Genomic DNA, 15,040 nt, shown 5'->3' on the forward strand with positions numbered 1-15,040 from the left:
CTAAATTGACACCCATTTGCTATGACATGTACATTTAACCTTAAGGATAAAAAGAAAGATGGATTAACCTTAATTTATTTAAAAGCTTATTTTAAAAAAGAAGGAAAAAGATTTGTTTACTCAACAGGTGAGTCTATTCATCCAAAGGAATGGGATTTTAAAAATAGACAGCCTAGTAATTTAACAGGAAGAACTTCGCAAGCAGATAGTCATAGGACTATAAAAAGACAATTAGATAGGTATTCTAATTTGTTTTTGCTCATTACGGAAACTTATAAGAATACAAATCAAGAGTTAACCGTTGAGAAAATTAGACAAGAATTTGATAAAGAATTTAAAAGAGTTACTGCTGGAAAAAATAAATTTTATGAAGCCTATGAAGAGTTCATGTCTTTTAAGCAAAAAAATCAAGAATGGTCTAAAGCAACGATAAAAAGATATAATAATATCAAAGCTTTACTAGAAGATTTTGAAAAAACAAAAAAGTACAAAATCACATTTGACACGATTAACCAAAAATTTTATACTGAGTTTACCGATTTTTGTATGGTAAACAGAGGGCATATTAATAATACATTTACCAGAAACGTTGGGTTGGTTAAAACTTTTCTTTTTTGGGCTTTGAAAAATGGTTATACCTATAAAGCAGATTTTATAAGTTTTAAGAAGAAGCCTAAAGTTATTACAAATCAGATAGCTCTTAGAAAAGAAGATTTAGAGATTTTGTTAAAATCTGAGATGCCTTCTAAGAAATTAGAACGTGTGAAGGATGTTTTTATCTTTTCATGTGTTACAGGTATGAGGTTTGGTGAATTAAAGTTTGTTTCTAAAAATATTATAGACGGGAAAACATTATTACTTAAAGAAGAAAAAGGGTCAGGTAAAAAGAGTAGAGAGATTCCTTTGAGTAGTATTGCCTTACATGTTTTAGATAAATATGATTATACTTTGCCAATAATTGCTAATCAGAAATACAATGATTATATAAAAGATGTTTTTGAAGAAGCGGGCTATACTCATAATGTTATGAAAACTTCTACTAGAGGTAAAGAAGTAATACGAGAAGAAATGCCTTTTTACAAGAGAATAAGTTCTCATACAGCTAGAAGAACCTTTATTACTATGATGAAAAGAAATGGTAAGAGTGATAAACTAATAGCGGAAATTTCTGGACATAATGATATGAAAACACTAAATCAATATTACCAAGTTTCAAATGAAGATGTTAAAGATGCTGTAAATGAAACTTTTGATATAAAATTTTAAAAGAATAGTAAATAATGAATTACGGAAAAGAGTTTATAAAACTATACAATGAAGAACTTTCTGCTTTTAAAAAAGTTATTACAGAAAGAATTGAAAAAGACTATGGATCTCCTGAAATGGCAAATGATTTATACTCTAAGTATAACAGCGAAATTCAAAGAAGGGTTAATGATCTTAAAGAAAAGGATAATATAGGTATGAAGGAATCATCTTTAACTGGTATATCCTTAGGTTATATGTATGGTAAAGAGTATAAATTTAATAGAGTAGAAAATATAATAAACAGAGATGTGTATCAATATTTTTTAAGTAATGGAAAATGTTCTCAGTATAAAAACTTTAGTCATTTCATTCAGTGTTTTTCAAAGTCCTTAACTCTTCATAGTTATAGAAGCTTTTTGAACGAAAATAGAAAGCTTTTTTATTCTTTATTAGATGAAGAAAAAGCAAATGAATTTTTTAATATAAAGTATATTAAAGATGATTTAAATGTATTGACTATAAGTAAAAAGCATTTAGAAACTTCTGAAAATAAAAATAAAGAAAACTTTACTTCACAAGAAGTTGATAAAAAAGCAGAAACAAAGAATGTTAACTTGAATAAAGAAAAACATGAAAATCCTTTTACCGAAGAGGAAAAATTTATTTTAATACATTATTTGTTTAAACATGAAAGATCACAAGAAAAGAAGTTATCAGTTTATGAATTAACTCTAATTTTAAAAATTTCTTGTGGGGTATTTACAGATAAAAGACTCGAAAAAGTTAAAGATACTGTTTATGAAAAATATCATAAAGGGTATGATTACTATAGTGTCTCGAAGAAAGAAAAGAGAAATAAATTAAATATTTTAATAGATAAATGTGAAGCCTATGAACTGAAAGTATTCTCACAATATTTATACAATCAGCTTTCAAAAATATAATTTTTTACTCCAAAAGTTACTGATTTTATTAATTAAATATTGTTTAAGTTATTGAAATTTAATTTGTTGTTTTACTCCAAGCTTCCCCCGAGCTTACTCCATCTTCTTTAATTTTACCATTAAACCAATAATCTTTGCGGTAATAAAACATAAATATTCAATCCATGGATATTAGTAATTACTGAATATGATATGTTTTTAAATATTAATTAAAATAAAAAAACATATTATGAAAAATATAATAGTAACAACACCCGAAGAACTTATAGGTATAATTGATACAGCTGTATCAACAAGAATCAATCCATTAGAAGATTTAATCAACAGTAAGTTAAATCCAAAAAAAGAAAATGTAACGGTTAAAGAAGCAGCAAAAAGGTTAAACGTTACAGAACTTACGATAAGAAACTACATTAAAAAAGGAGTGATTGATGCCTCAAAAATTGGAAGAAGAATTGTTATAAACCTTGAAGCTTTGGAGAATACATTAAAGGAGGTTAAATCTTTAAAATATCGTAGATAGTATGGAAGATTTTAATATGCAAAGTGAGTTCTTTAACACTAATTTGATTCTTATAGCTGATAATCTTCAGTCAGAAATGTACAAATTGAAAGTCAACAGAGTATCAGATTTTCTGTTAAGTAAACATTTAGAATTTTATACTAATGAAATAGATAAGATTAAAGGTTTGATAGGAAATAATCCGAGGTTTAAATGGCAACTTTTAGAACAAGAAATTGACTCTAATTTTAAAAAAGATAAGTCATTAACAGGAGCAAATATCTTTTTCGATTGGAAACATGATGTAAGTCCTAATAGAGTAGTGCTAAACTTTAAACTATAGGTTGTTATGGATTATGTTAGAATAGGTACAGATTATTACAAGATCTGTAGTGTACCGCTTTATAGTGGAGACGCAAATAGAACATTGCTTAAATGGTCAAAAGGTGAAATAATTACAGATAAAGGCAAAGACTTTTTGCAATCAATCAAGAAGTATGATGGCTTTATTACTATCCCAGATCATCAAAATTATAAACAAGAGATAAATTCTTTTTATAATCAATATGAAAAGTTAGAATATAATTTAGAGGAAGGTAAGTTTGATAAAACAAAGGAGTTTTTGAAACATATTTTTGGAGAACAATATGAGTTAGGTTTAGATTATCTTACAATATTATGGCAAATTCCAACGCAAATTTTACCTATTTTATGTTTGGTTAGCAATTCTCGGAACACAGGGAAAACTTCATTTTTAAAATGGTTGAAACTTATATTTCAAGGTAATATGACTATTAATAAAAATGAGGATTTTAGAAGTCGATTTAATAGCGACTGGGCATCTAAACTAATTATTTCAGTCGATGAAGTTCTTTTAGATAGAAGAGAAGATAGTGAACGAATTAAAAACCTTTCTACTGCGGGCACGTATAAAATTGAATCTAAAGGAAAAGACAAATTAGAAACCAATTTCTTTGGTAAGTTTATATTGTGTTCTAATAATGAAGAAAATTTTATTCAAATAGATGAAAACGAAATTCGCTATTGGATAATTAAAGTAAACTCTTTTCAAGTTGAAGATGTAGATATGTTGGAGAAGTTAAAAAAAGAAATTCCTCATTTTTTGCATTTCTTGAATAAACGAAAAATTGTTTCAGAAAGAAAAACAAGAATGTGGTTTACAAAACAACAGATTTATACGCCTGCGTTAGATAAAGTTGTAAAAGGAAACAAAACATATTTAAGTCAGGAAATAAAAGAAATTATAACAGATGATTTCATTGCGTTTGAAGTTGATGTTTTGCGTTACACCGCAACAGATTTATTTGAAAAGTTAAGTAAAGGATTAAGAACCACTCGGTCAAAAATTTCAAAAAGCTTGAAAGACGATTATAAGTTAGAACCTTTTAATGGAAGTTATAAAAAATTCTATTTTACTCTAAATACTTCACAAAAAACAATAGTTGATTTTGAAATAAAAAAAGGGAGGTACTATGAGTTTTTAAAAAGTGATTTCATAGACAGCTCGTTGACTGTTGACAAAGTAACCCATTCGTGAGTAAAATAGCAACATTCAGAGGTAAACAAGAGTTCAACAGTTAGTCAACACAAAACGCAAAAAATGCATGTTGACCAACTGTTGATTTTTTGTTGAATCTGTAACCCTTCTCTTATATAGGGTTATAGTTATTGTTCAACACAGCAACAAAAATTTAATTATTAGTTTCTTTCTTAATTAAGTTAATTATTACGTTTTGCGTTAATTGCGCAAATTGAATAAAAAACGCAAGAAAGTGCAAAGTCACCTGTCAAAAGAAAATTACAACGGCTACCAAGAAATATAAAAAGGATAATTATGCTACAGGAACTATACACCTATGTACAAACTGACTTACTATTGCATTAACTGTTATGATACATCATAATAATTAAAACAGAGCTTTAAATGCAAGAGAAAACCAATCAATGAGGAAACCTTAAAAAAGGAAGAATTAAATAATGCGGTAAATGTATTTCAGGATTAAGCAAAAAGAGCAACGATAAACGCAAAATTGTAAATTATGTTTTTAAAACATATGTAATGTGTTTGTTTATAGCTTTTTAAATGGTATTAGCTATACTTTTGATGGTTTTTAGAGCAACACAAAAGAGCATACACGCAAAAAGCGCAAGAAAACATAAAAGTTATATTCTCTCATATGTAAACCAACTTACGGAATAGTTTCTATGATAAATGATATTAATATGTTTAACGTAAGAGTATAAATAAAATGATGCAATCCTAAGAGAAAAAAAGATTTTTAAGAGACGCAATGAAACGTAAAAAGGAGCAATAACTAATTCCTGTGATAAGAATGGCACTATTATACACAATATTTAATATATAATTAATGAGCATAATTTACAGTAAAAAGAAACAAAATAAAATCTTATTTTTGTTTTTATGGATATAAAATTGACAGAACAAGAAAAGATAAAAATCTTAAATTCCGATGATATTTACGGAATAATGCAAAAAATATTACTTCGTGAAAGTAAGATAGACCAAAACCGTGAACACTTTTGGGTTGTAGGGCTAGAAAACAACAACCGTATTCTTTTTATTGAGTTAATAAGCTTAGGTACTATCAATGCTACTTTGGTAGAACCTATGGAAGTTTTTAGTCTTGCATTGCAAAAAAGAGCTGTAAAAATTATGTTATGTCATAACCACCCAAGTGGTGAATTAACTCCGTCAGACAATGACAAAAACCTAACAGATAGATTAATACAAGTAGGTATTATAGTAAATACACGTGTAATAGATCATTTAATTATTTCTGATAAAAGCTATTTGAGTTTTGCTAATACTGGTCTTTTACAAGAGTTAGAGAAAAGTACTAAATACGTACCTAAATATGTACTAGAGCAACGTCTTAAAAAAGAGGCTGCTGAAATTGCTAAACGTAATGAAAAAATAGAAATAGCTAAAAACTTGAAAAGGAAAGGTATTGATACAGGTACCATTGCAGACTCCACAGGTCTTACTATCGAAGAGGTGGAGAAGTTGCGTGTTAAAAAGAAGTAACAAATTACTTCAATGAGTTAAAAATTATCTTTTAAGAGTTATACTACAATTTAATATACCTTCCTTTACTGTAACGTTAAAAACATCTCTATTTGGTTTAAAATAGTAGATGTAGCTAAAAATATGAATCTCTTTGTTTTTCATGATTACAAATGCCTTTATAGTGTATCTTGTTAGTAAGTTGCTGTTTATCATGAAAATAAGTTTGTTTTTTTTGAAAATAAGATTACATTTATACGATTTTTAAAAAAAATTCTATGAAAACAAGACTACCTTATGTGGTTATACTCTGTTGTATAACTTTTTTTACTGCAAATTCTCAAAATTTACTGAATACTAGTTCGTGGACAGTTGGTACAGGTTCTGTATCTGGTTTTAGTCAGAATGGTACTACTTCAGAAAATAGTAGAGAATATGGAATTGGACCTGAAGGAGCAAGTGTATTACTATGGAAAGCTACCCCTGATGCTTCTAGTAATGCTGACGGTGGCTGGAACTCTTCTTATTCAAACATAGATCATACAAAAACCTATCGCTTAGTTGTTTGGTTAAAAAAGACAAACTCAAATGATGGGAGTAGTTATTTTGGTTGTCAAGAGTGGCAAAGTAGCTCAGATATGAGTCTACACAATTATACCATTTTAAAGTTAAATGGAGACATAAGGCAGAATCCTTATTTTTGGGCAGGAGATTTACCCCAACTCAATAAATGGTATATGTTAGTAGGGTATGTTCATGGAAGCAATTATAATTCAGGTTTAAACTACGGTGGAATTTATGATCCTCTCACAGGAAATAAAGTTGTGAATATTACTGATTATAAATTTTCTTCCTCTACAACAAAGTTAAGGCATCGAACATATTTATATTATGACACAAACACCTCTGATAGTCAGTATTTCTACGCACCAAGAATGGAGTTAGTAGATGGAAATGAACCATCTGTTCAAGAATTGTTAGGGCTAAATAAAAGTAATGATCCATCAAATATGTTAGATTATTCTACTTGGGCTGTAGGAACAGGTAGTACTACAGGGTTTACTAGAAATGGAGCTGAAAATGAAAATGTAAGAGAGTTAGGAAAAAATCATGTAGGAGAAGAAGTTGTATTATGGAAAGCTGTTCCTGGATCGGCTAGCGATGCTGATGGTGGTTGGTGTACTGGATGGATTAATGCATCAGATGATATGTCTTATCGTTTTAGTGTATGGATAAAAAAAACAAATTCTAATTATGGGTCAACTTATTTAGGTTTTTACGCCAATAATGAAGGTTCTTTAAAACTTGATGGGACATATAATAAAAATCCTTATTTCTGGTCTGGTGATTTACCTAAATTAAATAGATGGTATTTAATTGTAGGCTACGTTCATAAAAGTAGTCATACAGGAACAACAAATACAGGTGGTATTTATGACGGTACTACAGGAAAAAAAATAAGAACAATAACTGATTATAAACTTAAAAATACAGTAACAGCTTTAAGACACCGTTCATATTTGTATTATGATACAAATATACTAGATAGACAATATTTTTATGCCCCTAGAATAGATAGAATAAATGGGAATGAACCAACAATCGAAGATTTATTAAGAATAAATAATGAATCAAAATTAATTGTATCTTATGATGTAGCGGGAAATCAAACACAAACTTTTTATTGTGGGGACCCTTCATATTGTGCGCCTCCAGCTGCTAAAAAAGTAAAAGAAGAGGAAGAAACTCCTTCTTCAATAATTGTGAGTAATGATGATGAGAAAGAAGATGTAGAAAAGGAAAAAGAGGTATTCAATAATGATGTACGTATTTACCCAAATCCAACATCAAATTATGCCACTCTCAATTTAAGTGATGATTTGTTAAATAATCTACACTCTATAAAACTATACAATTCAAATTCAGTTTTATTAAAAAACATTAAAGTAACAAGTAGTAGTATTCAATTAGATATGAGTACTATGGCAGTAGGAATGTATTTTGTTCATATTCATTTAAATAAAGGAAAAAGTATTACAAAAAAAATTGTTAAAAAGTAAAAGTTTAAGAAAATGAAAAGAAATTTATACACCTGTGTTTTATTTTTATTGTTTGTAGGAATACAATTTTCTAATGCACAAGACCCTAATGTAGTAGGAGGCAACTCTTCTGTTAAAATAAAGTATAAAAAGATAAAATTAAAAACAAAGAAAAGCCCTAATGAGCTATTAAACTCCAATAACATAAGGATAGAAGAACCTTGTCTTGTAGATCCCGATACGGGAGAATGTGTTGACCCAGACCCAATAGATCCCGACCCTGTAATTACAACAGAAGCAGGAAGCACCGCAGGTAGTTTATCTGTTTCTTTAACAGGTGCAGCAAGTTACTCAATACCTATAATGGTACCTCCTGGCATTAAAGATGTAGTACCTAATATTAGTGTTAGTTATTCAGGTCAAGGAGCCAATGGTTTAGCAGGATGGGGGTGGAACGTGTCAGGGTTGTCCACAATTAGTAGAATACCCGCCACAAAGTATTATGATGATAAACATGACGGAATTGATTTTAAAAGTGATCGTTTTTCTCTTGATGGACAACGCTTAATTTTAAAATCGGGCACTTATGGAGCAAATGGTTCTGTGTACCAAACAGAAAATTATTCAAACATCAAAGTAGTTGCTCATGGAACATCCCCTTACGGAGTTTCTTATGGTCCTGAATACTTTATTGTATATTATCCAAACGGAACTAGAACTTGGTATGGAAAATCAGGAAATTCAAGGAGTAGATTAGAATGGGCTATTTTTAGATCGCGTGATCCACAAGGTAATTATATAGATTATAATTACCAATCAGATAATGGATTATTAAGCATAAAAACAATTAATTATGGAGGAAGAGTTGGTGGGACATCACCAATGAATCAAATAAACTTCACATATACTACGAGAACTAGATCAGAAAGTGTTTATGTAGGAGGAAATCATTTTAAGAGAACTAATTTGTTAAAAAATATTCAAGTTACTTCTAGTGGTAACCAGTATAGAAAATATGAACTGAATCATAGTTCAACATCTTTAGGTTACCAACGGTTAACCTCAGTGAAAGAATACAATTCTGAAAATAAAGGTTTAAATCCTATTACCTTTAATTATGAGAATACATCAAATACATTAGATATTTATAGTTCTAAATTATATTCAACCACTTCAATAGATATTAAAAAATCAAAAATGGTTGGAGGTGATTTTGATGGTGACTTGAAATCAGATTTTCTAATTTTTGACCCGACTAAAAAAGATAAATTATATGTTTATCAAGATGTGTTTAAGAACTCAAGCTATAACTTGGCATATGAAATAGCTACAGGAAAGTTTGAAGATGTGTTTTCTAACACTATCTTATCTCATAATAATAAAATCTTAACTCAACAAGCTATCACAACAGTTAGTGAAACAGCGAGCTCTACTTCTACTAACTCATCGATAAGGTTTAGAACTTTTGCTATGGCTGCTTATGGACCTGTTCATCAATATGATAAAGTTTGGAATACAAATAAATATAGAAGTGATAGCTATTGTGGAAGTACTCATTATTACACTATTCCTAAAAAATATGTAACAGGAGATTTTAATGGAGATGGGCTAACAGATGTTATTGCAATTGATAAACCTTACACCTCAAGAACATGTTATCAAAAAAGAGATTGTGGAGGTGGTTTAGACGAACCTATTCCTTTGAAGACTTCAGAGGAAAAAGAAAAAATAGAGAATAGTAATGTAGAAGAAGCTAGGTTGCCTATTGAAGAGTGTTGTGAGTGTGATACTTATACTCAAAATAAATATAATGCAAAAGTTCATTTTATTGATTTAAAAAGAGATGTAAATTCAAATTTCGCAAAAGTTTCAGGATACTTAAGAAAAGGAGTAAGTTTAAATGACTTAATAATACCAGGAGATTATAATGGGGATGGTAAAGTAGATATAATTCATGTTTCTGATGGTAAAATTTATGTTTACACATTAAATGATAATAATAATTTAGAGTTATTATATGAGGAATCAGACCCAATAATTAATACTGATTATTCCATTTTACCAGGAGACTATAATGGAGATGGAAAAACAGATTTTGCAATACCAACTAAAGATAAAACTAGTACTTGGAAATTTTTTATTTCAAAAGGTGAGAATGGATTTTATAAGTATGAGAAAGATGTTGTATATTATTTTAAAACTTATGTAGGAGAAGTAAAAACGATTGTTAACGGTTGGTTGATTATTAACCCTTTATATATAGGGAAGTATTATGCTAACGATTTTAATAATGATGGAAAGTCTGATATAATGCAACATTATACTATTTCTCCATATAATTCAAATATAATAAAACAAGTTCCTGTTCCTGGTAAGCCTCAAAAGTCATATTTGCATTATTATGAAAATTCAGGAAATGAAAATTTCAAAAAGATCCTTACGAAAGAGTTAGATGAAGATTTTTATAGCAAAGATGATGTTAGTTTATATCTAGATATAGATGGGGTTGATGATAAATCTGAGTATTCGTATATCTATGGAAACACATTATATGCATATAAATATTTGAAAGACCACCGAAAAGATGTTTTATTAAAGAGTGCAACAAATAATGGTGTTAAAACAACTGTGGAATATGAACGTTTAGGAATGCCAGAAAATAATTATGAACCAATAGTTTATACTGAAAGTTATAATCAAATTTATCCTTACATAAATGTTAATAAATCACCTTCATTTCAGTTGGTAAAAAAACTAATAGAGGAAGGTGCTGGTGTTAAGCGTTATCAAGATTTTAGGTACGAAGGTGCAGTATCTAATGTAGACATAGGGTTTCAGGGTTTTATAAAAACAAAACGGAGTAATTGGTATGGAAATGGTGTAAGTACGTTATGGACAATTTCAAAATATGACCCTTTAAAAAAAGGGGCACTCACAGAACAGTGGGTTTCTACTTCCTATAACGAAGGAAGTAATTACATATCTAAAACCTCAAATACCTACAGTTCAAATTTAGCAAACAATAAGGTGTTTACCATAACTCCTACAAAAATAGTACAACATGATGCTTTAACAGGAGTAACCACAACAAAAACATTAACCTATAATTCCTATAAAAATCCATTAACAGAATATACAACTTATAACGGAGGTAGTAAAAATATTACATATGCATACAGTAATAATAGTTCTGTAAACAATGAATATTATCATGTAGGTAGGCTTGTAAAAAAAGTAAAAACCAATACTATTGGAGGGAATGTTTTTACAACTGAAGAAGAATATGTATATAGTAACAATCTTTTAACGCAACAAAAAGTAAAAGGAAATAGCACTTCTTGGAATACAGAAAACTTTACCTACGATGCTTACGGTAATGTGACTGAAAAAACACTAACTCCAAGCGGAGATGTTGTAGCAAGAAAAGAAGAATTCAAGTATGATGAGACGAAACGTTTTTTGACTGAATCAACTGATATAGAGCGACAAGTAACCAAGTTTACTTATGATGTTTTTGGTAACCCATTAACGACAACCAACCCGTACAATCAAATTACTACATTTACCTATGATGGCTGGAATCGTTTAATTTCAGAAAAAAATTACTTAGGAAAAATAACAACTTTTTCTTATACCAAACTAAGTGGAGGTGGGTTGAAAAAAACAACCAACTACCCGCAAGGAGCTGATGAGATTGAAGAATATAATGCTTTGGGTTGGGTTACCAAAAGAGGTAGGTTAGGGCTTAATAATAAGTGGACATACAAAAGTGTGCAATATGATGTTGTTGGAAGAGTTATAAAGGAAAGTGAACCATATTTCAGCTTTCCAAGTCAATGGAATACCACTTCATATGATGATTATGGTCGAGCAATAGCTAGAACTAGTTTTAACGGTTTAGTAGCTAACATTAGTTATAGTGGTTTAAGAACTACAGTTGATGATGGTGCTAAAACAGTAAAGACAACCAAAGATGGTAGTGGTAATATTGTTAAAATGGAAGACCCTGGCGGAACTATTACTTATTCATATTATGGTAATGGAGTAATGAAATCTGCTAACTATGGTAGTCATGTAGTAAGCACTGAAATAGATGGTTGGGGAAGAAAAACAAAACTAACAGATCCCTCTGCTGGTGTATACACTTATGAATACAACAGTATTGGGGAAGTTTTAAAGGAAACCACTCCAAAAGGATATACAAAATACGATTATGATGAGTATGGTAAGATTATAACAAAGGATATAAAAGGAGATGAAACAAACATATCTCTGAAGTATGAATACAATGCCGATAACTTGTTAGAATATATACGAGGAAAAAATGTTAGAACTAATGAAGATTACTTATACACTTACCTATATGATAGTCAGAAAAGACCTTATAAAACTAAAGAACAAAATGGCAAAGCATACTTCGAACATCAAGTAATAAGGGATTCATATGGTAGAGTGAATGTTGAGACTTATATTAGTAAAAACTTAGGAAACAGCATAAGTAGTACAGTTAAAGTTAAAAACGTATATGATGCAAACTCAGGTGTTTTAACAGAAATACAAGATTACAACGCGAATACTATTTTATGGAAAATTAAAGAAGTAAATGAAAGAGGACAGGCAAAAGAAGTATTGTTAGGTAATGGCATGATTAAGAAAAGAACCTATGACCAATATGGTTTTTTGACAAAAATATTAGACCAAACTTCTGATGCATCAAAAAAAGCCTTACATCTTGATTATAGTTTTAACACAGTTCGAGGGAATTTAAACACTAGAAAGAACAATAATTTAGGCTGGAATGAAAACTTTAGTTATGATAACTTAGATCGTTTAACCAATATTTCTGGTTCGGTAAGTAGAGCACAAGAATACGACGGTCGAGGTCGTATTACTTCCAATTCAGTATTAGGAACGTATAATTATGGTAGTACTACTTCGTATCGTTTACAAGAAGTAGACTTAAATACTCAAGGAGATTTATATTATCAAAATCACCCTTTGCAAAAAATTAAATACAATGCTTATAAAAAGCCTATATCAATTTCAGTAAAGGATAAAGCTAAAGTAGATTTTGAATATGGTTTATTACAAAACAGGAGTCACGCCTATTACGGAGGAAATGAAGATAATAAGCTACATCGTAGGTATCAAAAACACTATTCAGCAATAACTCCAGTTGAAATAGAAGTAGATAAGCAAGGAAACACAAAAATTATTACCTATATAGGTGGAGATGCCTATTCAGCACCCTTAATGCATGTAAAACAAACAGCTTCGGGTAGTGCTAATGGCTATCACTATTTACATAGAGATTATTTAAGTAGCGTTCTGGCTATAACTAAGAGTGATGGAACAGTACAAGAACAACGTCAATTTGGAGCATGGGGAGAAGTAGATAAGTTTAAAAGTTTAAATAGTGAAATTGATTATGAACACGATACAACTCTAATAAATAGAGGCTATACAGGGCATGAACACTTTATGGGAGTGGCTTTAATACATATGAATGGGCGTATGTATGATGCGAAGTTAGGTCGTTTTTTGTCTCCTGATAATTACATGCAAGAACCTTTTAGTACGCAAAGTTTTAATCGTTTTGGGTATGTTTGGAATAATCCGCTTAAATTCACTGATCCAAGTGGGGAGATTTTTTGGATGGTTGTTATTGCATCTGCTGTTTTTGGCGGTGTTGTGGGAGCATCACAAGCTGTTAGCCAAGGAAAGCCTTGGTATCAAGGTTTTTTGAAAGGAGCCTTTGTTGGAGCTGTTGGAGGTGCATTAGGTCAGATAGGAGGGGGAGGTTTTTTGTCTAATGTATTAATGGGGGCAGTTCAAGGTGCAGCGGTAGGTGTTCTTAACTCTGTTGTGTGGGGAAACAATATATGGAATGGTTTAAAATCAGGAGCTTTATGGGGAGCAGCGTTTGCAACTGTAACTTCTGGAATTGAAGCAACTCAAAATGCTATTAAAGGGCATGGTTTTAGAACTAATGAAGGGGTGTTAAAAAAATATATAAAAACAGGAAAATATAAGAGCGCTATGAACTATGTGCAAGACACTTATAAGTTAGAAGGTCCAAACTATTATTATGACTCTGAATTAGAACATTTAGGAGTAACCAATACAGATGGGAGTATAGGGATAGGAATTGATGCTTTTGAATCTTCGGATATTTTAAAATCTACTATGGCTCACGAATATGGTCACTATATTAATGATATAGCTGTACACAATGGAGAAAAAGTTTTGAAAATTTATGGTAGAGCTGAATGGAATAATTATGATGGAACTTCTGGTTATAAAGAAGCCATAAAGAGAAGTGGGGAAATGAATATAGGAATAAAAACCTTAAAAAGATTAAAGTATTTTGAAAGTAATCCTGAATGGGTCAATATTTGGGAGTATGGCAATACAGTTATGTTAAATGAGGCTCCCTATAATCCTGTTTGGTATGCTAAAGGAGTATTAAAGAATAAATGGTGGTATACTTTACCTAAGAGATTTTAAACATAAAGAATATGAAAAAAATAATATTAGTAATATTAATGATTAACTTTCTTAATAAAGATTCTTTTAAAGAAAAGTTACATTTTGAAGCATCATTAAATAATAACGGGTTTGTAAAGGTATTATTTATAAATAAAGGGAATGAAACAATTAAGATTAGTAACCCTAAATGTAAACGTTTTTATAAATTAAGGGTTTTTAAAAGTTCTGAAAAAAATGAAATATTTCCAATAAAAATATATCATCCGAACTTGGATTGTAAGCCACAGTATGTAGAAATATCCCCTTGTGATGATTTTTTAGTAGATGGTTTATTTAATCTATATGATCTCTATAATTTAAAAAAAGAAATCAATTATAGATTAGAGATCAGTTATACTGGGTATGTTAGAATAAGTAATAAGCAAAGGAAAGTAGACCTAAAATCGGAGTTTATAATAAATACAAAATAAGATATTTGTTCCGTAAGAATATTCTCATATGAAAAATACCTAAAGATAAAGTATGTAGTAAACAGTTCTACTGTAACTATTGAGAAGATTCTTTTAGTGTAAAAGGAGAAAATAGTTAATTTTGAAACTATGAAAGTGAGGTGTTATGGGGTTGAAAAAGAAAGATTTTATAGAAATACTGTTGATTATTGACAAATCTATTTATTAACTAGTGATACGGTAATATTCAGAGGTAAACAATAGTTGAACAGTTGGTCAACATAAAACGCAAAAAACGGATGTTGACCAACTTTGATTTTTTG

The 15,040-nt window shown here is 29.8% G+C and carries 9 protein-coding genes; all 9 read left to right on the forward strand.

The genetic code is table 11. The annotated features are described in order from the left end of the window. The first annotated feature begins 21 nt into the window (after positions 1-21). The 9 genes from C7448_RS05490 (at position 22) to C7448_RS05530 (ending at position 14,738) form a co-directional block, all read left to right on the forward strand. Complete coding sequence (locus C7448_RS05490) at positions 22-1,266, forward strand: tyrosine-type recombinase/integrase (protein ID WP_115900372.1); 1,245 nt, start codon at positions 22-24, stop codon at positions 1,264-1,266. 14 nt (positions 1,267-1,280) lie between these two features. Beyond that, a complete protein-coding gene (locus C7448_RS05495; protein ID WP_115900373.1) occupies positions 1,281-2,192 on the forward strand; it encodes a hypothetical protein in 912 nt (303 codons plus the stop codon). A 229-nt stretch (positions 2,193-2,421) separates the two neighbouring features. Beyond that, positions 2,422-2,715 carry a helix-turn-helix domain-containing protein gene (locus C7448_RS05500; RefSeq protein WP_115900374.1) on the forward strand — a complete coding sequence of 98 codons (294 nt, stop codon included), beginning with the start codon at positions 2,422-2,424 and terminating at the stop codon, positions 2,713-2,715. 1 nt (position 2,716) lies between these two features. Then, positions 2,717-3,037 (forward strand): hypothetical protein, encoded by a 321-nt coding sequence (locus tag C7448_RS05505; protein ID WP_115900375.1) that lies wholly within the window; start codon positions 2,717-2,719, stop codon positions 3,035-3,037. Between the two features lie 6 nt (positions 3,038-3,043). Continuing rightward, entirely contained in the window at positions 3,044-4,252 is a 1,209-nt protein-coding gene (locus C7448_RS05510) for a primase-helicase family protein (protein ID WP_115900376.1), read from the forward strand. A gap of 885 nt (positions 4,253-5,137) precedes the next feature. Then, positions 5,138-5,761 (forward strand): JAB domain-containing protein, encoded by a 624-nt coding sequence (locus C7448_RS05515; RefSeq protein ID WP_115900377.1) that lies wholly within the window; start codon positions 5,138-5,140, stop codon positions 5,759-5,761. A gap of 257 nt (positions 5,762-6,018) precedes the next feature. Next, positions 6,019-7,800 (forward strand): T9SS type A sorting domain-containing protein, encoded by a 1,782-nt coding sequence (locus tag C7448_RS05520; protein WP_115900378.1) that lies wholly within the window; start codon positions 6,019-6,021, stop codon positions 7,798-7,800. Positions 7,801-7,812: 12 nt separating this feature from the next. Continuing rightward, the gene (locus C7448_RS05525) at positions 7,813-14,286 is read left to right on the forward strand and encodes an FG-GAP-like repeat-containing protein (protein ID WP_115900379.1); all 6,474 of its coding nucleotides are present in this window, start codon (positions 7,813-7,815) and stop codon (positions 14,284-14,286) included. Positions 14,287-14,297: 11 nt separating this feature from the next. After that, positions 14,298-14,738, forward strand: a complete 441-nt coding sequence (locus C7448_RS05530; RefSeq protein WP_115900380.1) for a hypothetical protein — start codon at positions 14,298-14,300, stop codon at positions 14,736-14,738. Positions 14,739-15,040: the final 302 nt, after the last annotated feature.

This window comes from Tenacibaculum gallaicum (assembly GCF_003387615.1).
Taxonomy (GTDB): Bacteria; Bacteroidota; Bacteroidia; order Flavobacteriales; family Flavobacteriaceae; genus Polaribacter; species Polaribacter gallaicus.